The organism is Anaerococcus sp. HMSC068A02 (assembly GCF_001811125.1).
GTDB lineage: Bacteria > Bacillota > Clostridia > Tissierellales > Peptoniphilaceae > Anaerococcus > Anaerococcus vaginalis_C.
On sequence record NZ_KV803716.1, the window covers coordinates 47,121 to 68,107 of the forward strand.

A 20,987-nucleotide genomic window follows, 5' to 3' on the forward strand; every position below is an offset into this window, starting at 1 on the left:
GTTTTAATTTTCCTTTGCTGCCCAATATGAAACTGAACCAGGTCCAACATTAAAAATTCCGTTTCCATTTTCATCGATTTTAACTTCGTTTTTGTTGTTTCCTGACAAATCTATATAGGTTTTTCCGGCTTCTTCTTCGCCTACAAACATTTGTTTTTCAGCCATATCTCCTATGGAAATCAAAACTGCAAGGGAAGATGTTTTATCATCTGTTCTTCTTACCCAACCTACAACTTGTGGATTATCAAAATAATCATCTTGATCGCCAAAAGAATATTTTTTTCTCACATCAAGCATTTTATCTATCATTTCTTTTAATGGATCTTTTTTGATTTCTCCTTTTAGTCCATAATAATCTCCTGCAAAAATACAAGGATAGCCGTCTTTTCTAAATAAAATTAAGGAGTAGGCGATTTCTTTAAACCAATCTTCAACCCAAGAATCCAAAGACTGACCTGGTTGGGAATCGTGATTATCTACAAAGGTTACTGCTTGTAAAGGATGATTTTTGACAATTGTGTTGTTAAAAATATTTCTCATATCATAATTTCCATTTGACTTGCTCGCCTGTTCAAAGTGAAAATGAAGTGGCACATCAAATAAGTCTATTTTCCAATCAGTATCGTCCAAATATCCATCAATTTGACCTTCGTCATATTGCCAATATTCCCCAAAAAGATAAAAATCATCTTTCTTTTTTTCCATTATATGATTTGATAAATCATAAATAAATTCGTCAGAAATGTGTTTTAATGCATCATATCTAAAACCATCAACTCCTGTTTCTTCCATAAACCAATCAACCCATTTAAAAATTTCTTCTCTTACTTCTGGATGAGAATGGTCTATGTCAGCGTTCATTAGATAATCAAAATTTCCTTTTTCATCACTTACGCCATCATCCCAATATTTTCCTTCTCCAAGGACTCTAAATATTGCTTTTGTGTCGGTATTTGAATCGTAATCAACTCCTGTAAAATGATAATAATGCCAAACAAAATCTGAATATTTACCAGATCTTCCTGGAAAATCAAAACCAGTCCAAGCTTTTATTTTCATATCTTCTGATACGTCTTTTTCTCTGTTATTTTGATCAACCATTCTCGCCATAAATTCTTCTTCAAAATCGGCGTTTCCCTTGTGATTTAAAACAACATCGGCATAAACTTTTATATTATTTTTGTGAAGTTCATCAATAGCTTCAAGAAGTTCCTTTTTTGTTCCATATTTTGTTCTGACTGTGCCTTTTTGGTCGAATTCTCCCAAATCCCACAAGTCATAAATTCCATATCCAACATCTTGATCGCCTCCGCCCTTACACATTGGTGGAAGCCAAAGAGCATCAATTCCTGCCTCCTTTATTTTTTTTGCATTTTCCTTCAAAAAAGCATAATAGCCTCCGTCAGCGGGACTGTCCCACTCGAAGGCTTGCATCATAACATCGCTCATTTATTTTTCCCCTTCAACGATGGCAATTGATGCTGAACAACCAAGTCTACTTGCTCCAGCATTTATCATTTCCATTGCCTCATCATAGGTATGGATTCCTCCACTTGCCTTAACTCCCATTTCTTCTCCAACAGTTTTTCTCATAAGAGCCACATCTTCTTTTGTAGCTCCACCCGTAGAAAATCCTGTAGAAGTTTTTACAAAATCTGCACCAGCTTCTTTGGAAAGTTCGCACACTTTAATTTTTTCTTCATCATCAAGTAGGCAAGTTTCAATAATAACTTTTAAAATTTTATCTCCACAAGCTTTTTTAACTTCTTTTATATCTTCCAAAACGTAAGCATAATCTTTATCTTTTAATCTTCCAACATTAATTACCATATCAATTTCATCTGCCCCATCTTTTATGGCATCTTCTGTTTCAAAAACCTTAGCCTTTGTAGTCATTGCCCCCAAAGGAAAACCAATAACAGATGTAATTCTAATATCCTTATCCATATCTCTAATCATAGAAACATAAGAAGAATTTACACAAATAGATTTAAAATTATATTCTAAAGTTTCTTCTACAATCTTTTTAACTTCATCTTTTCTTGCATCAGCTTTTAATAAAGTGTGGTCAATATATTGATTAATTTTCATTTTTTTCTCCTTTATAATCGATTAGGGCAAGACTAATATCGTCATCTTGTTCGCCCCAAGTAAATTTTTCTAAATCCTCTAAAATAGAATCAAGATTATTTTTATTTTTTAATTTTTCCATCAATCTTTCAACAGAATACTCGTTTTTTTCAATATCTTTACTTTCAATAACACCATCAGTATAAAATAAAATCCTGTCTTTAGGATGAAGTTTAATAGTAACTTCTTGGTAAATATTTTGCTCAATAATATTAGAAATCATCCTACCAGAAACAACAAGTTTATTTACACGATTTTTATTTTCAATAAGATGAAGAGGTGGGCAATTATGTCCAGCATTAGAAAAAGTAAGGCTATCATTTAGGCTATCAAAAATTCCAACCCAAACTGTAAAATACTGGGATGAATTCATATCAAGTTTTACAAACTTTTCCCTAAGTTTTTTCAAAACTTGACCTGGAGAATAATCACTATGTCGTTCAAAAATTCCGCTTATAGATAATTTTACAAACATGGTCATAATAGAAGATTTAACCCCATGACCCATAACATCAGCTATATAAAAGGCATACCTATTTTCATCAACCTTAATAATATCAAACAAATCCCCCGAAAGATCATTTGATGGAATATATCTTCCCTCAAGCTTTATATCCCCATAAGTTTTATTTTTTGGCAAAATACTTGCTTGAATTTTTCTAACAAATCTAATATCTTCAAGCATTTTTCTATTTGCATTAAAAAGATCAACTTTCATCCTAGATTCGCTAGTTATATCCCTATAAACTTCAATAATTCCCATAAATTCATTGTCATTATAAAGGGGAGAAGATTTAATAGAATAATATTTACCATTAATGAGTTTTTCCTCTTCAATTGTAGTATTTTTAAAAATATCAGCCTTTTCACTAAGTTTTTCTATATCAATATTTTGCTCAATGAGTGACCTATCAAGATGAATATCTCGTTTCATTTTTTCATTAATAAAAACAAGCCTTCCATACTTATCAAGAATCCTAACCCAGTCATCCATTGAGTTTAAGACATAGAAATTATCATCCCTAAATTTTTCTATATTCGCCTTACCCATAAGAACCTCTTTATAAACATTTATTCTCTTTTTATGGTAACATTTATAAGATATATTTTCAATTAATTAAGTAAACTAATGAAATTTTTATTAAAAAAATTATTAACAAAAACTAAAATTTAAAGAAAATATCGATAAAGAGAAATCTAAAATCAAAAACAAAACCCAAAAATAAAATTCATAATAAAACTATTAAACGAAATACAAAACAAAATTAATAATAAAACTCTAAACGAAATACAAATCAAAATTCATAATAAAAATCTAAATCAAATACAAGTCAAAATTCATTATAAAACTCTAAGCGAAATAAAAATCAAAATTCATTATAAAACTCTAAATCAAATACAAATTAAAATTCATAATAAAAATCTAAGCCAAATACAAAACAAAATTCAAAAGCAAATACTATAAAAATATTAACAAAGCATTGTAACTTAACATAAAACATCAATAAAGCATTATAAAATTAACATAAAATATCAATAAAGCACTGTAAACTTAACATAAAATCTAAAATAAATTTTAGAATTCCATTTACAATAAAACATAAATTAACTTATCCAAATCCGTTGATAATGAATCCATATATTATTTGCCAATCTATATGAAAAATATCTACATTAAATTTAAAATTCCATGTACAATAAAATCTAAATTAACTTATCTAAATCTGTTGATAATATATATATATATCATTTTACAATCTATATTAAAAATATCTTTAATTAAATTTAAAATTCCATGTACAGTAAAATCTAAATTAACTTATCTAAATCTGTTGATAATGAATCCATATATTATTTGCCAATCTATATGAAAAATATCTACATTAAATTTAAAATTCCATGTACAATAAAATCTAAATTAACTTATCTAAATCTGTTGATAATGAATCCATATATTATTTGCCAATCTATATGAAAAATATCTACATTAAATTCAAAATGCCATTTACAATAAAATCTAAATTAACTCATCCAAATCCGTTGATAATGAATCTATATATCATTCACTTATCTATATTAAATTTAAAATACAAAAAAATTTTCATTCTAAATTATTAAACTGATATCCAATAATAAAAACAAATTTTAAATCTTAATTTTATTTTGAAAATTAAAAATTACCACAAAAAAAGCACCTTATTTTCATAAGATGCTATAGAGTAAGTTTATTATACAAGTTCTATTATTGCTCTTTCGGAACCATCGCCTCTTCTTGGTCCTAATTTTAATACTCTAGTATATCCACCGTTTCTATCTTCATATTTTGGTGCAATTTCGCCAAATAATTTTTGAACTGTAGATGGTTTGTATATATATTGAGCTGCTTGTCTTCTTGTGTGAAGTGTATTTTTCTTACCTAATGTAATCATACGATCAGCCATTTTTTGAGTTTCTTTTGCTCTTGTTAGTGTAGTAGTAATTCTACCATTGTCTAACAAAGAAGTAACTTGATTTCTAAGTAGGGCATTTCTATGATCTGTTCTTCTACCAAGCTTTCTTTTATTAGCCATCATATCCTCCTATTCTTCTCTTAAACTAAGTCCTAAACTGTGGATTTTATCAATAACTTCTTCTAGTGATTTTTTACCGAAGTTTTTGATATCCTTTAGCTCAGATTCACTTTTTTCTATTATCTCACCAACAGTATTATATCCTGCTCTTTTTAGACAATTGAATGATCTTAATGAAAGATCTAATTCCTCAATAGTTTTTGATAATTCCATTTGATTATTATCTTCTTCTTCGATTTCTTCAATTTCTTCTTCCTCATCTTCTGGTGGGAATTGTTGACCTGGTAGGTCTTTGAAAAATCTTATATCTTCCATCAAAATTGAAGCGCCTTCTGATAAGGCTTCTTGTGGAGTAATTGTTCCATCTGTCCACACTTCAAGAATTAATTTATCATAATCAGTAGACTCACCTACTCTAGTATTTTCAACTGTAAAGTTTACGCTTTTTACTGGTGTAAATGATGAATCTATAGCTATTGCTCCTATTGGGTCAGTATCCTTTTTATTTTGTTCAGCTACCCTATATCCTTTACCATCTGTAACGTCAAGGGCAATAAATAATCTTCCTTTGTCATTAACTGTTGCAAGATAATGATCTGGGTTTGCCACTTCGATTTGGGCATCTGTTTTTATATCTTTAGCTGTAACAATTTTAGGTCCTTCTATATCTAAAAATAGTGTTAGATCTTCTTTAGTATGTTTTTTAATATCAATACCTTTGATATTTAATATTAATTCAGGTACATCTTCTACAACTCCAGGAATTGTGGAAAATTCGTGTAGTACCCCGTCTATAAGAATCTTTGAGACGCTAGAACCAGGTAAGGATGATAAAAGCATCCTTCTCATACTGTTTCCTATGGTTGTACCATAGCCTCTTTCGAGTGGATATAGGACAAATTTACCGTAATTAGTTTCTTCGTCTATATCTAAAATTTCAATCTTTGTATCTAATTTTTCTATCATTGTATCTCCTTAGTTCTAACAATTTAACTAATTCTATTTAGAATAGAACTCAACAATCATACGTTCTTCTACAGGTATATCAATATCTTCTCTTGTTGGGAAGTTTGTAACTTTTACCTTTAAGTTTTCCAAATCTGAATCTAACCATGAAACTACTCCAAATGATTGGTTTGTTTCTTTGATAGCTTTAAATAATTGGCTTGATCTAGATTTTTCTTTTACTTCAATAACATCTCCTTCATTTACTAGAATTGATGGGATGTCAACACTTTTTCCATTTACTAATAAATGTCCATGTGTTACGATTTGTCTTGCTTCTCTTCTAGTTCTAGCAAGTCCAGATCTAAATGCTATATTGTCAAGTCTTCTTTCACAAAGGATTATTAGGTTTTCACCTGTTTGTCCTTGCATTTTTGAAGCTTTTTCATAATAACTTCTAAATTGTTTTTCACTTACTCCGTAGATGAATTTAGCTTTTTGTTTTTCCCTTTGTTGCATACCATATTCACTAAGTTTTCTTCTTTGATTAGAGTTTGTTCTTTTAGATTCTCCTGAGTAACCTAAGTATGCTGGGCTGATTCCTAAGCTTCTACATCTTTTAAATATTGGATCTCTGCTTACTGCCATAGTTTCTCCTTATTAAACTCTTCTTCTCTTAGGTGGTCTACAACCATTGTGAGGAATTGGTGTTACGTCTTTTATCATTGTTACTTCAAGTCCTGCTGCTTGTAAGCTTCTGATTGCAGATTCTCTTCCTGAGCCTGGTCCTTTAACAAATACTTCTACACTTTTTAAACCATATTCCATAGCTTTTTTTGCTGCTTCTAAAGCTGCTTCTTGTGCTGCAAAAGGAGTTGATTTTCTTGATCCTCTAAAACCTAATTGTCCAGCACTTGCCCATGATAAGGCATTACCTTGTGCATCTGTCAAAGTTACCATTGTATTATTGAATGTTGAATTGATATGAGCTTGTCCTCTTTCGACATTCTTTTTAACTCTTCTTCTACCTCTTTTAGCAGAAGATTTTTTAGTCTTTGCTGCCATATCTCCTCCTAATGTCTTCCTTTTCTAGTTCTTGCGTTATTTTTTGTATTTTGACCTCTTACAGGTAAACCTCTTTTGTGTCTAATTCCTCTGTAGCAATTAATTTCTCTAAGATTTCTAATATTCATAGATACTTCACGTCTTAAATCACCTTCGATTGTATAGTCGTCTAATATCTCACGAATTTTTCCTAGTTCTCCTTCTGTAAGGTCTTTCATTTTTGTATCAGGATTGATTCCTGCTTTTTCCAAAATTTCTTGTGCTGAAGATTTTCCTATACCATAAATATAAGTCAATCCAATTTCTGCTCTTTTTTCTCTAGGTAAGTCTATACCAGCTATTCTTGGCATCTAATACCTCCTTAACCTTGTCTTTGTTTATGTTTTGGATTTTCGCAAATTACCATAACTTTACCGTTTCTTTTGATAATTTTGCATTTATCACACATTTTTTTTACTGATGCTCTAACTTTCATTATCGTTCTCTCTTTCTTTATCTACACTTTTAGATTTAAAATAACAAGAAAAAATCGTAGATTTTTTATTGTTATTTGCGTCTCCAAGTAATTCTGCCTTGAGTAAGATCGTATGGAGATAATTCCACTGTTACTGTATCTCCTGGTAATATTCTAATGTAGTTCATTCTAAGTTTACCTGAAATATGTGCTTGTATTTCATGGCCATTTTCTAGTTCTACTTTAAATATTGCATTTGGTAGAGCTTCTTTAACTACTCCTGTTACTTCTATAGCATCTTTTTTTGACATCGATAAAATCTCTCCTTTTCTTTTATTTTGATCTATTAATGTCTGATTGATTCTTTTTAACAACAAGACATAATCTAGATATCTTTAATGAAAGACTCTATCTTTATCTCGTTTTCGATTTTGTAATTCATTGAAAAATTTAGCATATTTGTTAATATTTTTTATTTTATTTCTCTAAACTTTTTTTAATTTGATCAAAAACTTCTTCAGGAGTTTTTGCACCGTCAATAGTAACTAATATACCTTTTTTGTTGTAGTAATCAATCAAAACTGATGTGTGTTTGTTGTAAACATCAAGTCTTTCTTTAACTGCAGCTTCTGTGTCATCTTCTCTTTGTATTAATTTTTCTCCTGTTTCATCATCAATTCCTTCAACTTTTGGTGGGTTGAATTTTATATGATAAACTTTTCCGGTTGACACATTTACTCTTCTTCCAGATATTCTTTCAATAATTACATCTTCAGGCACATTGATATTTATTACCTTATCAATCTTATTATCTCTTTTTTGCATTCCTTCATCAAGTGCTTCGGCTTGAGTAATATTTCTAGGAAATCCATCAAGTAGTATGCTTTTTCCATCTTCTACTTTGTCTAATGCATCCCATACTAAATCTATTGTTAACTCATCTGGAACTAATTGGCCTTTGTTCATGTATTCTTTTGCCTTAGCTCCCAAAGGTGTGTTATTTTTTATATTTGTTCTAAATATATCACCTGTTGATATTTGAACTGCATCTAATTCTTTTATTAATTTTTCTGCTTGTGTTCCTTTTCCGGCTCCTGGAGGGCCTAACAATATGATATTCATAATATTACCTATTTAAAAATCCTTTATAGTTTTTCATAGTAAGCATTGCTTCTATTTGTTTCACTGTTTCAAGTATTACACCAACAACGATTATTACTGAACTTCCTCCAAATGATAAGTTTAGTCCTAAAAATCTTGATGATAATGCTGGTACTATTGTAAGTAGCGCTAACGAAATAGCACCAATAAATGTAATTTTATTTCCTACTTTTGCTAGGTAGTCGCTAGTTGGTTTTCCTGGTCTTATTCCTGGAATAAAACCTCCATTTTGTTGAAGTTGTTTTGCATATTCAACTGTATTAAATTGTATCATGTTGTAGAAATAAGCAAATACTAATATTAATACTGCTTGAACAACAAGATAGATTACAAAACCATAAGTTGATTTGCTAAAGAATTGATTCAATCCTCCATTAGCATTTCCCATAAATAATGAGATTGTTGATGGAATTGCTAATACTGCTGAAGCAAATATTATTGGCATTACTCCGCTCATATTTACTTTTACAGGAATATGAGTTGATTGTCCGCCATACATTTTTCTTCCAACTACTCTTTTTGCGTATTGGACTGGTATTTTTCTTTCGCCTTCTGTAATTTTTACTGTAAATACTACTATAAAAATTACTACAAGTGCCATGATTAAAATTGAAATCCATGTAATTGTATTGTAATGAAGACCAGTCTTCCAAGTTTTTAATGTTTTAGGTACATTTGCTATGATACCCATAAAGATTATAATTGATACACCATTTCCTATTCCTTTTTCTGTTATAGTTTCTCCCATCCATGTAACAAGCATTGTTCCACCGATTAGGACTACATTCATAACTATTTTTTGGAATGGTGTTGCAGATGATAAAGCTGCTCCATATAATCCGTTTGTTATTGCTATAGCTTGAAATATTGCAAGAAATATTGTCATATATCTTGTATATTTTTGTATAGTTTTTCTTCCTGCTTCGCCTTCTTTTGTTAGCTCTTCAAGTCTTGGAATTACAACTGTTAATAATTGCATTACGATTGATGCTGTAATGTATGGTTGAACCCCAAGGGCAAATATTGATAGGGTCGAAAGTCCGCCACCTGTTAGCATATTTAAATAATCTACAAGTGTTCCTTCCATTCCCTTATATGCTGCTGCTAACTTTTGTGCATCTATAAATGGAATTGGGATGTTATTTCCTAATCTATATATTAATAACATCACTAGAGTGAAGTAGAATTTTTTTCTTATTTCTTCTTCACCCCAAGCTCTCTTTAGCGTATCTAACATTAGATCACCTCAGCCTTTCCCCCTTGGGCTGTGATTTTTTCTTCTGCAGATTTTGTAAACTTGTGAGCTTTTACTGTTAATTTCTTTGTGATTTCGCCATCGCCAAGAATTTTAATTCCAGCTTTTGCTTTATTTTTATTTAAAATTTTATTTTCAAATAGTAGTTCAGGTGTAACTTCTGTACCGTCTTCAAAAATATCTAAATCACATACATTTATTGTTTCGTATTGTTTTCTATTGATATTTTTAAATCCTCTTTTTGGAAGACGTCTAAATAATGGCATTTGGCCACCTTCAAATCCTGGTCTAACTCCTCCACCGCTTCTTGAGTTTTGTCCGTCTTGACCACGACCTGCTCTAGTTCCGTTTCCACTTCCTGGACCTCTACCTTTTCTATTTTTTGTTTTTAGCTTTTGGTTAGGTTTTAAATCGTGAAGTTTCATTTTACACCTCCTAGCTTAATTCTTTAACTTCCAACATAAATGGAATTTTATTTATCATTCCTCTTAATGCAGAATTGTCTTCTCTAACTACTGTTTGACCAATCTTTTTAAGACCTAGTGCTTTTGCTGTAGCTATTTGATCGTCTTTTCTGCCTATGAAGGATTTTTTTAATTTGATTTCAACTTTTGCCATAGAATACTCCTTAATAATCGAATTCTTCTATTGATTTACCACGTAATCTTGCAACTTCTTCTACTGTTTTCATAGAAGCAAAAGCTTTTAAGCAAGCATTAATGATATTTTTTGGATTTGATGAACCTAAGTTTTTAGCTCTAATGTCCTTGTATCCTGCAAGTTCACAGATAGCACGAACTGGTCCACCAGCTATGATTCCTGTACCTTCTTTAGCTGGCATTAATAGTACAGATCCTGCACCTTTGTTTGCCAATATTCTGTGTGGAACTGTAGTGTTTACTATAGGAACTGTAACCATGTGTTTTTTTCCATCTTCTGTTGCTTTTCTTATAGCTTCAGGAACTTCTGTAGCTTTTCCTGTTCCTACTCCTACATGTCCATTTTGATCTCCTACTACCACTAGGGCAGCAAATCTCATGTTACGTCCACCTTTTACAGTTTTTGCAACTCTATTTATACTAACTACTCTATCTTCGAGGTTTAGTTTGTCTACATCTTGTTTTAATAAATACATCTAAATCCTCCCTCGTTAAAACTTAAGACCATTTTCTCTTGCTGCTTCAGCTAGGGCTTTTACTTTTCCGTGATAAAGATATCCGTTTCTATCAAAAACAACCTCTTCGATTCCTTTATCAAGTGCAACTTTTGCTATCATTTCGCCAACTTTTGTGGCAGCTTCTATATTTGCACAATTTTCTAAACCTTCGTTTACTTCTTTTTGTAATGTATTTGCACTTGCAAGTGTTACTTGTGCATCGTCATCTATTAATTGTGCGTATATATTAGTATTTGATTTGTAGACACTAAGTCTTGGTTTTTGAGCAGTTCCACTGACTTTATTTCTAACTCTATATTTACGAGTTTTTAATCTTTGCTCTTTTGTTTTTTTAGCCATTATTGCCCCCTACTTACCTGTCTTACCAACTTTTCTTCTAATATGCTCACCTTCGTAACGGATTCCTTTACCTTTATATGGTTCAGGTTTTCTCCAGTTTCTAATGTTTGCTGCATATTGTCCAACAAGTTGTTTATTGATTCCTTTTACAACGATAGTTCTATCGTTAGGAACTTCTACTTCAATTCCTTCAGGATCGTCCATTTTAACTTGGTGTGAAAATCCTAGATTCATTACTAGAGTTTTACCTTGTTTTTGAGCTCTATATCCTGTTCCTTCTATTTGAAGAGTTTTTTGATAACCTTCTGTTACTCCCAAAACCATATTAGCAATCAATGATCTGTAAAGACCATGTTCTTGATTTTCGATTTTTGTAGGATTTTCAGAAGTTATTACGCATAACTCGTTTTCTTCTTGTTCAAGTTTCAAGTTTTTTGATACTAATTGAGAATCTTCACCTTTTGGTCCTTTAACTGTAACCAAATTGTCTTTAACATCAATAGTTACTCCAGAAGGGATTTCAATTGGTTTTTTACCTATTCTTGACATTTATTCCTCCTTACCATACATAACACATAACTTCGCCGCCGACATTTAATTCTCTTGCAGCTTTATCTGTTAATAGTCCTTTTGATGTTGAGATTATTGCAATTCCAAGTCCATCTAAAACTTTTGGTACTTCGTTTGCTTTTACATAAACTCTTAATCCTGGTTTAGAAATTCTTCTAAGTCCTGATATAACTTTTTCGCCTTCTTCTGCGTATTTTAAGTCTATTGTAAGAATACCTTGCTTATTGTCTTCTTCTACATCAAATCCTTTGATGTAACCTTCGTCTAATAGAATTTGAGCAATAGCACGTTTCTCATTAGAAGATGGTAAGCTTACAGATAAATGATTAGCTTTGTTACCATTTCTTATTCTTGTTAGCATATCCGCAATTGGATCTGTCATCATAATTATTTTCCTCCTAACTTACCAGCTTGCTTTTCTTACTCCAGGAATTTCACCTTTGTTTGCGAGCTCTCTAAAGCATACACGGCAAATACCGTATTTTCTTAATACAGAATGTGGTCTTCCACAAATCTTGCATCTTGAATATGCTCTTGTACTATATTTTGGCTTTCTTTTTTGTTTCGCAATCATTGACTTTTTTGCCATTTTTTGCTCCTTTATTTTCTGTAAGGCATTCCCATTAATGTTAAGAATGCTTTAGCTTCTTCATCAGTTTCTGCTGTTGTTACAAATGTAATATCCATACCATGTAAGAAATCAACATCATCATAGTTAATTTCTGGGAATATTAATTGTTCCTTGATTCCTAATGAATAATTTCCTCTTCCATCAAATGAATTTGGATTAATTCCTCTGAAGTCTCTAACTCTTGGTAGAGAAATTGAAATTAATTTATCCATGAAATCATACATTTTTTCTCCTCTAAGAGTTACCTTTGTACCTATTGGTTGGCCTTCTCTTAGTTTGAAGTTTGATACAGATTTTTTTGCTTTTATTTCAATTGGTTGTTGACCTGTAATAAGTGCAAGTTCATTTTTTGCCTTGTTTAAAATGTTTTTGTTATCTTTAGCTTCGCCAAGTCCGATATTTATAACAATTTTTTCAAGTTTTGGTACTTGCATTAAGTTTTCATAACCGAATTGATCCACAAGTCCTTTAACAACTTCTGATTTATATTTTTCTTTTAATCTACTTGTCATAATTACTCCTTTTGGATCTAATCGAATTTTTCGTCAGTTTTTTTGCAAACTCTAACTTTTTTTCCATCGATTATTTCAGTTGATGTTCTTACACCTTTTTTCAAGCTTTCTGAGTATAGTAGAACTTTTGATGCTGAGATTTTTCCTTCTCTTTCAAATCTTCCACTTTCTTCTCCCATTTGTCTTGCTTTTTGGTGTTTAGTTTGAATGTTTGCACCTTCAACTATTACTCTATTTTCCTTAGGAAATGCTTTAATAACTTCTCCTACGTGTCCTTTGTATTCACCTGATATTACTTGGACTTTATCGCCTTTTTTAATATGCATTTAATCCTCCTATAATACTTCCGGTGCAAGTGAGATAATTCTCATGAATCCTTCATGACGAAGTTCTCTTGTTACTGGCCCGAATATACGAGTTCCTACAGGTGATTTGTCATCTTTTACTATTACAGCAGCGTTGTCATCAAATTTTATATATGATCCATCGCTTCTTTTAACTCCTCTTGAAGTTCTTACTATAACAGCTTTTACAACTTCACCTTTTTTTACCGCTCCACCGGGTGTTGCACTTTTAACTGAACATGTAACTATATCCCCAATGTTTGCGTATCTTCTTCCGGCTCCACCAAGAACTTTGATAACTGAAAGTTCTCTTGCTCCGGAGTTATCTGCTACTCTCATACGAGATTCTTGTTGTATCATAATAATCTCCTTTACCTAATTAAGCACGAACCGCAGTTTCGTTAATTTTAACTAGTCTCCATCTTTTTGTCTTTGCTAATGGTCTAGTTTCCATTATTGTTACTGTATCGCCAACTCTAGCTTCATTGTTCTCATCGTGAGCTTTATATTTCTTACTTACTTTTAATCTTTTCTTGTATACAGGGTGTTGGATTTTTGTTTCAACTTTTACTGTGATTGTTTTATCCATCTTATCTGATACAACTACTCCTTGAACGGATCTTCTACTATTTCTTTCCATCAAGTTAAGCCTCCTTATTTATATTGAGCTTTCTCTCTGTTTGGATTGTTTTTACTCTAGCTATATCTTTTTTAACATTTCCAATAGCAGCTGGGTTTTCAAGTTGACCTGTAGCCATTTGGAAACGAAGATTAAATAATTCAGATTGTAAATCGAAAAGTTTTTTATTTAATTCGCTTTCACTTAATTTTCTGATTTCTACTGCTTTCATTAAGCTTCCTCCACTTCTTTGACCTCAAGCCTTTTTACGAATTTTGTTTTGATTGGTAGTTTTTGGGCTGCAAGTCTCATAGCTTCTCTTGCTACTTCTTCGCTTACTCCACTCATCTCAAACAACATTCTACCTGGTTTTACTACTGCTACCCAATATTCTGGAGCACCTTTACCAGATCCCATTCTTACTTCTGCTGGCTTCTTTGATACTGGTTTATCTGGAAATACTTTTATCCAAATATTTCCGCCTCTTTTTATATATCTTGTCATAGCACGTCTTGCAGCCTCTATTTGGTTTGCTGTAAGCCATGTGCTACCAAGTGATTGTAATCCGTATTCACCATAAGAAAGTGTATTGCCTTTTTGGGCTTTACCTTTCATTCTTCCTCTATGTTGTCTACGATATTTTACTCTTTTAGGCATTAACATAATCTTGTTTCCTCCTTGAGATAATAATCTTATCTATCGTTATTTCTTCTATTTGGACGTCTTTTCTTATTTCTTCTGTTTTGCTTTGGTTGTTTGATGTCTGGAATTCTTTTTGCTTTTTCTCCAGGAAGTACTTCTCCTCTGTTTATCCAAACTTTACATCCGATTTTACCGTATTGGGTATCTGCTTCTGCAAAACCATAATCAACATCTGCTCTTAGTGTTTGAAGTGGTACTTTTCCTTCGTTGTATCCTTCACTTCTTGCCATATCAGCTCCACCAAGTCTACCAGATACTTGTGTTTTAATTCCTACAGCTCCAGCTCTCATTGTTCTTTGAACTGCTTGTTTCATAGCACGTCTAAATGTGATACGATTCTCAAGTTGTGCTGCAATGTTTTCAGCTACTAATTGGGCATCAACGTCTTGGTTTTTAATTTCTTCAACGTTTATTATTACTCTTTTGCCAGGAGCGATTTTTTCAACTTTTTTCTTTAATTCTTCAACTCCTGCTCCGCCCTTGCCGATTACCATTCCTGGTTTTCCGGTATAAACTGAAACTTTTATGTTATTTACTGCTCTTTCAATTTCTATATCAGAAATTCCTGCATCGTAAACTTCTTTTTTAACTAATTCTCTTATTTTGTGATCTTCTACTAAAAGTTCAGAAAAGTCTTTTTTATTTGCATACCATTTAGAGTCCCATTCTTTAATTACGCCAACTCTAAAACCTTTAGGATTTACTTTTTGACCCATTATTATGCCTCCTCTACTTCTTCTTGTGTAAGAACTACGCCTATGTGAGATGATCTCTTAAGGATTGGATAAGCTGCACCCTTTGCCTTAGGTCTCCATCTTTTCATAGTTGGAGCGTCGTTTGCGAAGGCTTTTTTAACAATAAGATTTTCTCTAGATAATCCGTTATTGTTTTCTGCATTTGCTATTGCACTTTTTAGTACATCTGAAAGTAGTCTAGCACCTTTTTTGTTTGTAAATCTTAAAATATTAAGTGCTTCGTCTACTTGTTTACCTCTAATTTCTCTACATATATAATTAACTTTAAGAGGAGATATTCTTACATATTTAGCTGTTGCTTTAACTTCCATTTATACTCTCCTAACTTAATTTTGATTTCATTTCTGTTGCTTTTTTAGCATGGCCTTTGAAAGTTCTTGTTGGAACGAACTCTCCAAGTTTATGTCCAACCATATCTTCTGTTATATATATTGGAACATGCTTTCTACCATCGTGAACTGCTATAGTATGTTCTACAAATTCAGGAAATATTGTAGAACGTCTTGACCAAGTTTTAACTACCTTTTTGTCATTTTTTTCATTTAATGCTTCAATTTTTTTCATTAAATGTTCATCGACAAAAGGTCCTTTTTTTAGTGATCTAGCCATTAAATCCCCCTATTTTTCGTTTCTTCTTCTTACTATATATTTAGAAGATTTATTTTTCTTTTTTCTTGTTTTAAGACCAAGTGCTGGTTTACCCCATGGTGTTGATGGTGCTGGTCTTCCTACTGGTGTTCTACCTTCACCACCACCGTGTGGATGGTCTACTGGGTTCATTGCTGATCCTCTTACGTGTGGTCTTTGTCCCAAGTATCTTGTTTTTCCAGCTTTACCAATTCTTACTAATTCGTGTTCAATGTTTCCAACCATACCGATTGTTGCTTTACAATCATTGTGGATTAGTCTTGTTTCGCCACTTGGTAATTTTACTGTTGCAAATCTTCCTTCTTTAGCCATAAGTTGAGCAGAAACTCCTGCACTTCTTACAAGGATTGCTCCTCTTCCTGCTTTAAGTTCGATATTGTGGATTTGTGTACCTACTGGAATATCTTTTAATTCAAGTGCATTACCTGGTTTAATATCTGCTTCTTTTCCACTTTCAACTACATCTCCAACTTTTAAATTTCTTGGAGCAAGTATATATCTTTTTTCTCCATCAGCATAAGCTAAAAGAGCAATATTTGCTGATCTGTTTGGATCGTATTCAATAGCTTTTACTCTTGCTGGTATATTATCTTTGTTTCTTTTGAAATCAATGATTCTATATTTTCTTTTAGCTCCACCACCTCTATGGCGAACTGTTATTCTACCAGTATTGTTTCTTCCACCTGATTTTCTTAAATCAGTTGTTAGAGATTTTTCTGGTGCTTTTTTTGTAATTTCACTGTATGTCATAACAGACATATTTCTGTGTCCGTTTGATGTTGGTTTTAATTTTCTTATAGGCATTTAAATCCTCCCTACATTCCGTCGAAGTATTCAATTGCTTCAGAATCTTCAGTTAATGTAACATAAGCTTTTTTCCAATCAGCTTTTTTACCATAACCATATCTAGTTCTAACTTTTTTACCAGTAAAGTTTAAAGTTCTTACTTTTTTAACTTTTACTCCTTCAAAGATAGTTTCGATTGCGTGTTTGATTTCTGCTTTGTTTGCATTTTTGTCTACTTCAAAAGTGTATTTATTTTCTTCAATTAATTCCATACTTTTTTCAGTAATTATTGGTCTTTTTACTATATCGTAAGGTGATTTCATTATATAAATACCTCCTCAAGTTTTTTTATTGCGTCTTTTGTAATAACAAGTTTGTCATGTCTTAAAAGATCATATACATTAATTAAGTTTGCTTTTTCTACGTTGCATCCTTCAATGTTTCTAAATGATCTATAAACTTTGTCATCATTTTCAGCAATAACTACATAAGCTTTTTTGTTTGCATTAATGTTATTTAAAATTTCATTAGCTTCTTTAGTTTTGTATGAATCAAGTTTTAATTCATCAAGTACAATTAATTCATTATCATTTACTTTTGAAGTTAAAACTGAGTAAAGAGCTTTTCTTCTCATTTTCTTAGGAATTTTGTAGCTATAGTCTCTTGGCTTTGGTGCAAATACAATTCCACCGCCTGTATAGTGAGGAGCTCTTATAGATCCTTGTCTAGCTCTACCTGTTCCTTTTTGTCTAAATGGCTTTCTTCCACCACCTCTTACTTCTGCACGAGTCTTAGCGGATTGTGTGCCTTGTCTTTTATTAGCTAGTTGGTTTTTAACTGTATCATAAACAGCTGTTTCAGCAATTTCTGCTGCAAAAAGAGTTTCATTTAACTCGATTTCACCAACATTTTCTCCTTTAATATTTAAAACTTCTACTTTAGGCATTTATTCCTCCTTATTATAGGCTCTTTGTTGCTTGTTTAACTTGAACAAGTCCACCTTTTGGTCCTGGAACTGCGCCTTTAACTAGGATGTAGCTGTCTTCTGTATTGACTTTAACAACTTTTAGGTTTTGAACTGTTACACGTTCATGTCCCATTTTTCCAGAGCCTTTTCTACCTTTGAACACTCTAGCTGGATCAGAACCTGCTGCTCTTGCTCCTGCTACTCTGTGTGATTTAGAACCGTGGCTTGCTGGTCCTCTTCCATAATTCCATCTTTTGATAGCACCTTGTGTTCCTTTTCCTTTAGAAATAGCAGTAATATCTACTAATTCGCCTTCTTCAAATTGGTCAACACTAAGTGTATCCCCAGGATTTAATTCTGATTTTTCATCAAGTCTAACTTCTCTTAAAAATCTTTTATAAGAAGCGCCAGCCTTGTCAAAGTGTCCTTTGATAGGTTTTTTAACATTTTTTTCTTTTTTGTCATGATAACCGATTTGGATTGAATTGTAACCATCAACTTCTTCTGATTTAACTTGAACTATTACATTCTCATCAGCTTTAAGTACAGTTACAGGTGTAACAACACCATCTTCATCAATGACTTGAGTCATGCCTACTTTTGTTGTAAATATACTCTTCATTTGAGTACCTCCTTAATTACAGCGGATTGATCCAAAATTATTTGGAAAACCTTCAATCATTCTAATTACAGTTTTATTTCTATGTCAACACCAGCTGGTAAATTCAATTTCTTTAGAGAATCTAAAGTTTTTGCATTTGGTCCAATGATGTCGATTAATCTTTTGTGTGTTCTTTGTTCAAACTGTTCTCTTGAGTCTTTGTATTTGTGAACCGCACGAAGAATTGTTATAACTTCTTTTTCAGTTGGTAATGGAATAGGTCCACTTACTTTTGCTCCTGATCTTTTTACCGCTTCAACGATTTTCTCTGCAGAGCTGTCAATTATTTCATGATCATACGCTCTTAGTCTAATTCTTATCTTTTGATTAGCCATTTTTCCTCCTTTTGATGTGCCACCCTACCGGGCGTTTAATTATATTTGGAAAGCACTAGAGATTTTTCTCTAGCTTGCTTGGTGGAAATTACCTTCCACATCTGGCTTAGTGTGAAAGCAACCTCCCACTTCATAGCACTTAAATATGATACAACAATTCATAAGAAAAATCAAGTGAATTTCCTAATTTTTTTAAAAATTTTCAAGCATTTTCTTATAATTTTTGTACCAATCCGTTTTATTATATATGCCAAAGTGAAAATTTGCAAATTTTTATTTCTTAATTTATATATAGGAGATAAAAACAGAGAGTATAAATTTATTAAAAATTTTTCTACAACAAATTTCAACTATTAAAGTGAAATTAATACATAAGCTAAGCTCCTAAGGTCTTTTTAATTTCTTTTGTATTTAGGCAGGTACTTATAAGTTGTATTTGTTTTGAAAATTAATATAAGGTGTAGACATCAAAATCGTCTATACCTTTTATTAATTTATTTTTTTTAATTTTTTGCAAGTTTATTTATTTTATTTGAACTATAGGCACCTCTATAAAAATACTGTATATTTTTCAAATTCACTTTGTAATTTTATATCTCCTCCACCATTATTGATGATTTTTTTTACTAAAGATAAGCCTATTATCGTACTTTCTTTTATACCATTATTATAAAAAATATTTTCTATTTCAGTTTTAAATGATTTATTTAAATCTTCTACAATTTTATCTAAAGACTCCCCAGCTTTTATGTAATTTATATCTTTGTAATATATACCAAATGATGAATACTTTTTTAGTTACTTGATTCTATTGTTCAATTTTTTATTTATTATTCTTATATATTAATCCTTTTTTTGGGCTATTAGCAACTCCGTCACTTATTTCATCTGTGTGGGCCTGGCTTATATTACAGATAAGGAAGTTGATAAGTCATGCCAAGTTTTTGTTTCATCCTCAAAGAGTATGAGGCAAGTTTTTCTTTACCTCTATCTTTTAGACCTACTAATTCAAGTGATTTATCAATATCTTTATCACTTGTTCCAACAATTAGTTTTGCCATTAATTTTAAATATCCATACCCAAATAGATTTCCATAAAACTTAGGAGCTCCTACCATAGCTCCTATATTTTTAATTGCTTGATCCCCATTTTTTATTACAGGTTTATCATTTATTAAAATCTCTCCAGAATCTACCCTTATAAGTTATATAAGTTATGTTATCATTCTATTAGCAGTTGTATTCCCCTCTCTTTTTTTTAAAAAAACTATAAATATTTCCTCTAAATACAGTCATATTTAAATTATTTATAATTTTTCTTTTAACATAAGATTTGTTTAGATATTTTATTTCAAGTACTTTCTTAGACATAACTTTCTCCTTTGATTATTTAATTGTTAAGAGGTAAATCTAAAAAAATAAAAAAATCATAAATTTTTACTCATTTAAAAAAATAATCAATAATATAGTATTTTATAAGTCATTAAACGCTAAAATAAACCTGCAAAAATTGCAGTTGAAACTTCCTTTAAATCCAACTCCATCTGTAAAAATTCTATATTATTTCTCCTAGTTTTCTTGTCTTTTTCTATTTTGTTTAGTGATTTAACTATAAAGTTCTTGTAGACCTTATCTCCTTTTTTGTTTTCTTTGAAATATCCAAAGACATGGATTAGATCTCCTTTTTCAAATTCTTTTACAATTTCTACCTTTTCTCCATATACTGAGCAATTTGTATATTCTTTGCCCTTTCCATATTTTTTAACAAGAGCAAAATTTACAACTTGAATCTCTTTATCACCTTTTGTAAAAGTTCCAAAAGTAGGTTCTTTTATCAGATTGGCATTGATATTAATCATTTCTTTGTTCATTTTATCCTCCAATTAAAAAAGCGACTGAAAAGTTAATTCCAATCGCCAAGTATTTGTATATTTAGTTGTCTTTTAGGTAGGGCTTCTTATCCTTATCATCTTTTCTCATTTCGTATTTAAGGGAACTAGCATTTTGTCGTGTATATATTAGTGAGAGGCATTTGAAATACTAGTTAGCTTCTCTGCGAGTTTTCCCTATTTATTGATTGCATTATAAATTGAAAATAGGCATGAAAAAAGACGATAGATTTTTATTTTTCTATCGTCTAGCATGATTTATAAAGTGAAACAAATAATGCTAATTAAATTAAGATTCAATATATTTCTTTAAATAAACGAGAAATCAGTACTTGTGCATGGTATCCACCATTAGTTCCAGTACCTGTAACAACTTGTCAAGGACTTTTTAATCATTTTTTATCGCTTTTTGATGTTTTTCTCTATCCATTTCTCTAAGAATTATGCGTTTTAATTTGTCTTGCATTGTTTC

At 31.3% G+C, this 20,987-nt stretch carries 36 protein-coding genes; all 36 read right to left on the reverse strand.

The window, feature by feature from the left end:
* Positions 1-3 precede the first annotated feature (3 nt).
* Positions 4-1,449: an alpha-amylase gene (locus HMPREF2782_RS02515; protein WP_070640673.1), complete on the reverse strand. Its 1,446-nt coding sequence runs from the start codon at positions 1,447-1,449 to the stop codon at positions 4-6.
* Positions 1,450-2,091, reverse strand: coding sequence for a deoxyribose-phosphate aldolase (gene deoC / locus HMPREF2782_RS02520; RefSeq protein ID WP_070640675.1), 642 nt, complete (start codon positions 2,089-2,091; stop codon positions 1,450-1,452). It lies immediately after the preceding gene.
* Entirely contained in the window at positions 2,081-3,181 is a 1,101-nt protein-coding gene (locus tag HMPREF2782_RS02525) for a PP2C family protein-serine/threonine phosphatase (RefSeq protein ID WP_070640677.1), read from the reverse strand. Before HMPREF2782_RS02525 ends, deoC begins: the two co-directional genes overlap by 11 nt.
* A 1,177-nt stretch (positions 3,182-4,358) precedes the next feature.
* Positions 4,359-4,700, reverse strand: a complete 342-nt coding sequence (rplQ, locus tag HMPREF2782_RS02530; RefSeq protein ID WP_004838127.1) for a 50S ribosomal protein L17 — start codon at positions 4,698-4,700, stop codon at positions 4,359-4,361.
* A gap of 9 nt (positions 4,701-4,709) precedes the next feature.
* Entirely contained in the window at positions 4,710-5,666 is a 957-nt protein-coding gene (locus HMPREF2782_RS02535; protein ID WP_019118177.1) for a DNA-directed RNA polymerase subunit alpha, read from the reverse strand.
* Positions 5,667-5,699: 33 nt separating this feature from the next.
* Positions 5,700-6,293 (reverse strand): 30S ribosomal protein S4, encoded by a 594-nt coding sequence (gene rpsD / locus HMPREF2782_RS02540; protein ID WP_004838125.1) that lies wholly within the window; start codon positions 6,291-6,293, stop codon positions 5,700-5,702.
* 12 nt (positions 6,294-6,305) lie between these two features.
* A complete protein-coding gene (rpsK, locus tag HMPREF2782_RS02545) occupies positions 6,306-6,710 on the reverse strand; it encodes a 30S ribosomal protein S11 (RefSeq protein WP_004838124.1) in 405 nt (134 codons plus the stop codon).
* Positions 6,711-6,718: 8 nt separating this feature from the next.
* Positions 6,719-7,060, reverse strand: a complete 342-nt coding sequence (gene rpsM, locus HMPREF2782_RS02550) for a 30S ribosomal protein S13 (protein WP_004838123.1) — start codon at positions 7,058-7,060, stop codon at positions 6,719-6,721.
* A gap of 11 nt (positions 7,061-7,071) precedes the next feature.
* Positions 7,072-7,185 carry a 50S ribosomal protein L36 gene (gene rpmJ, locus HMPREF2782_RS02555; protein WP_004818043.1) on the reverse strand — a complete coding sequence of 38 codons (114 nt, stop codon included), beginning with the start codon at positions 7,183-7,185 and terminating at the stop codon, positions 7,072-7,074.
* A gap of 71 nt (positions 7,186-7,256) precedes the next feature.
* Positions 7,257-7,475, reverse strand: coding sequence for a translation initiation factor IF-1 (gene infA, locus HMPREF2782_RS02560; RefSeq protein ID WP_019118178.1), 219 nt, complete (start codon positions 7,473-7,475; stop codon positions 7,257-7,259).
* A gap of 166 nt (positions 7,476-7,641) precedes the next feature.
* Positions 7,642-8,286 (reverse strand): adenylate kinase, encoded by a 645-nt coding sequence (locus HMPREF2782_RS02565; protein ID WP_070607404.1) that lies wholly within the window; start codon positions 8,284-8,286, stop codon positions 7,642-7,644.
* A 4-nt stretch (positions 8,287-8,290) separates the two neighbouring features.
* Positions 8,291-9,562: a preprotein translocase subunit SecY gene (gene secY / locus HMPREF2782_RS02570; RefSeq protein ID WP_004838120.1), complete on the reverse strand. Its 1,272-nt coding sequence runs from the start codon at positions 9,560-9,562 to the stop codon at positions 8,291-8,293.
* On the reverse strand, positions 9,562-10,005 hold the full coding sequence (gene rplO / locus HMPREF2782_RS02575; RefSeq protein ID WP_004838119.1) for a 50S ribosomal protein L15: 444 nt from the start codon (positions 10,003-10,005) through the stop codon (positions 9,562-9,564). Before rplO ends, secY begins: the two co-directional genes overlap by 1 nt.
* 10 nt (positions 10,006-10,015) lie before the next feature.
* On the reverse strand, positions 10,016-10,198 hold the full coding sequence (gene rpmD, locus HMPREF2782_RS02580; RefSeq protein ID WP_004817749.1) for a 50S ribosomal protein L30: 183 nt from the start codon (positions 10,196-10,198) through the stop codon (positions 10,016-10,018).
* A gap of 10 nt (positions 10,199-10,208) precedes the next feature.
* Positions 10,209-10,715 (reverse strand): 30S ribosomal protein S5, encoded by a 507-nt coding sequence (gene rpsE, locus HMPREF2782_RS02585; protein ID WP_004838117.1) that lies wholly within the window; start codon positions 10,713-10,715, stop codon positions 10,209-10,211.
* A gap of 15 nt (positions 10,716-10,730) precedes the next feature.
* The gene (gene rplR, locus HMPREF2782_RS02590) at positions 10,731-11,096 is read right to left on the reverse strand and encodes a 50S ribosomal protein L18 (RefSeq protein WP_004838116.1); all 366 of its coding nucleotides are present in this window, start codon (positions 11,094-11,096) and stop codon (positions 10,731-10,733) included.
* Positions 11,097-11,105: 9 nt separating this feature from the next.
* Entirely contained in the window at positions 11,106-11,645 is a 540-nt protein-coding gene (gene rplF, locus HMPREF2782_RS02595; protein WP_070640679.1) for a 50S ribosomal protein L6, read from the reverse strand.
* A 10-nt stretch (positions 11,646-11,655) separates the two neighbouring features.
* Entirely contained in the window at positions 11,656-12,051 is a 396-nt protein-coding gene (gene rpsH / locus HMPREF2782_RS02600) for a 30S ribosomal protein S8 (RefSeq protein WP_070607398.1), read from the reverse strand.
* Positions 12,052-12,069: 18 nt separating this feature from the next.
* The gene (locus HMPREF2782_RS02605; RefSeq protein WP_004838113.1) at positions 12,070-12,255 is read right to left on the reverse strand and encodes a type Z 30S ribosomal protein S14; all 186 of its coding nucleotides are present in this window, start codon (positions 12,253-12,255) and stop codon (positions 12,070-12,072) included.
* Between the two features lie 11 nt (positions 12,256-12,266).
* Entirely contained in the window at positions 12,267-12,809 is a 543-nt protein-coding gene (gene rplE / locus HMPREF2782_RS02610; protein ID WP_004838112.1) for a 50S ribosomal protein L5, read from the reverse strand.
* 17 nt (positions 12,810-12,826) lie between these two features.
* Entirely contained in the window at positions 12,827-13,135 is a 309-nt protein-coding gene (gene rplX / locus HMPREF2782_RS02615) for a 50S ribosomal protein L24 (RefSeq protein ID WP_004815475.1), read from the reverse strand.
* 9 nt (positions 13,136-13,144) lie between these two features.
* Positions 13,145-13,513 (reverse strand): 50S ribosomal protein L14, encoded by a 369-nt coding sequence (rplN, locus tag HMPREF2782_RS02620; protein WP_004815474.1) that lies wholly within the window; start codon positions 13,511-13,513, stop codon positions 13,145-13,147.
* A gap of 19 nt (positions 13,514-13,532) precedes the next feature.
* On the reverse strand, positions 13,533-13,793 hold the full coding sequence (gene rpsQ, locus HMPREF2782_RS02625; RefSeq protein WP_004838111.1) for a 30S ribosomal protein S17: 261 nt from the start codon (positions 13,791-13,793) through the stop codon (positions 13,533-13,535).
* Between the two features lie 4 nt (positions 13,794-13,797).
* A complete protein-coding gene (rpmC, locus tag HMPREF2782_RS02630) occupies positions 13,798-14,004 on the reverse strand; it encodes a 50S ribosomal protein L29 (protein ID WP_004838110.1) in 207 nt (68 codons plus the stop codon).
* Positions 14,004-14,435, reverse strand: coding sequence for a 50S ribosomal protein L16 (rplP, locus tag HMPREF2782_RS02635; protein ID WP_004838109.1), 432 nt, complete (start codon positions 14,433-14,435; stop codon positions 14,004-14,006). The genes rpmC and rplP overlap by 1 nt, the downstream gene beginning before the upstream one ends.
* 29 nt (positions 14,436-14,464) lie before the next feature.
* Positions 14,465-15,190, reverse strand: coding sequence for a 30S ribosomal protein S3 (gene rpsC, locus HMPREF2782_RS02640; RefSeq protein WP_004815467.1), 726 nt, complete (start codon positions 15,188-15,190; stop codon positions 14,465-14,467).
* Between the two features lie 2 nt (positions 15,191-15,192).
* Positions 15,193-15,540 carry a 50S ribosomal protein L22 gene (gene rplV / locus HMPREF2782_RS02645; protein ID WP_004838108.1) on the reverse strand — a complete coding sequence of 116 codons (348 nt, stop codon included), beginning with the start codon at positions 15,538-15,540 and terminating at the stop codon, positions 15,193-15,195.
* 10 nt (positions 15,541-15,550) lie between these two features.
* On the reverse strand, positions 15,551-15,838 hold the full coding sequence (gene rpsS, locus HMPREF2782_RS02650) for a 30S ribosomal protein S19 (RefSeq protein ID WP_004838107.1): 288 nt from the start codon (positions 15,836-15,838) through the stop codon (positions 15,551-15,553).
* 9 nt (positions 15,839-15,847) lie between these two features.
* Entirely contained in the window at positions 15,848-16,681 is an 834-nt protein-coding gene (gene rplB / locus HMPREF2782_RS02655) for a 50S ribosomal protein L2 (RefSeq protein ID WP_004838106.1), read from the reverse strand.
* Between the two features lie 11 nt (positions 16,682-16,692).
* Positions 16,693-16,986, reverse strand: coding sequence for a 50S ribosomal protein L23 (rplW, locus tag HMPREF2782_RS02660; RefSeq protein ID WP_004838105.1), 294 nt, complete (start codon positions 16,984-16,986; stop codon positions 16,693-16,695).
* Positions 16,986-17,609 carry a 50S ribosomal protein L4 gene (gene rplD / locus HMPREF2782_RS02665; protein WP_070640681.1) on the reverse strand — a complete coding sequence of 208 codons (624 nt, stop codon included), beginning with the start codon at positions 17,607-17,609 and terminating at the stop codon, positions 16,986-16,988. The genes rplW and rplD overlap by 1 nt, the downstream gene beginning before the upstream one ends.
* 13 nt (positions 17,610-17,622) lie before the next feature.
* A complete protein-coding gene (gene rplC, locus HMPREF2782_RS02670; protein WP_004838103.1) occupies positions 17,623-18,252 on the reverse strand; it encodes a 50S ribosomal protein L3 in 630 nt (209 codons plus the stop codon).
* 65 nt (positions 18,253-18,317) lie between these two features.
* Entirely contained in the window at positions 18,318-18,626 is a 309-nt protein-coding gene (gene rpsJ, locus HMPREF2782_RS02675) for a 30S ribosomal protein S10 (RefSeq protein WP_004815458.1), read from the reverse strand.
* Between the two features lie 908 nt (positions 18,627-19,534).
* The gene (locus HMPREF2782_RS02680) at positions 19,535-19,744 is read right to left on the reverse strand and encodes a P-loop NTPase family protein (RefSeq protein ID WP_070640683.1); all 210 of its coding nucleotides are present in this window, start codon (positions 19,742-19,744) and stop codon (positions 19,535-19,537) included.
* 112 nt (positions 19,745-19,856) lie between these two features.
* Entirely contained in the window at positions 19,857-19,997 is a 141-nt protein-coding gene (locus tag HMPREF2782_RS02685) for an ABC transporter (RefSeq protein WP_070640685.1), read from the reverse strand.
* Positions 19,998-20,116: 119 nt separating this feature from the next.
* Complete coding sequence (locus HMPREF2782_RS02690) at positions 20,117-20,497, reverse strand: single-stranded DNA-binding protein (protein WP_395852071.1); 381 nt, start codon at positions 20,495-20,497, stop codon at positions 20,117-20,119.
* Positions 20,498-20,987 lie beyond the last annotated feature (490 nt).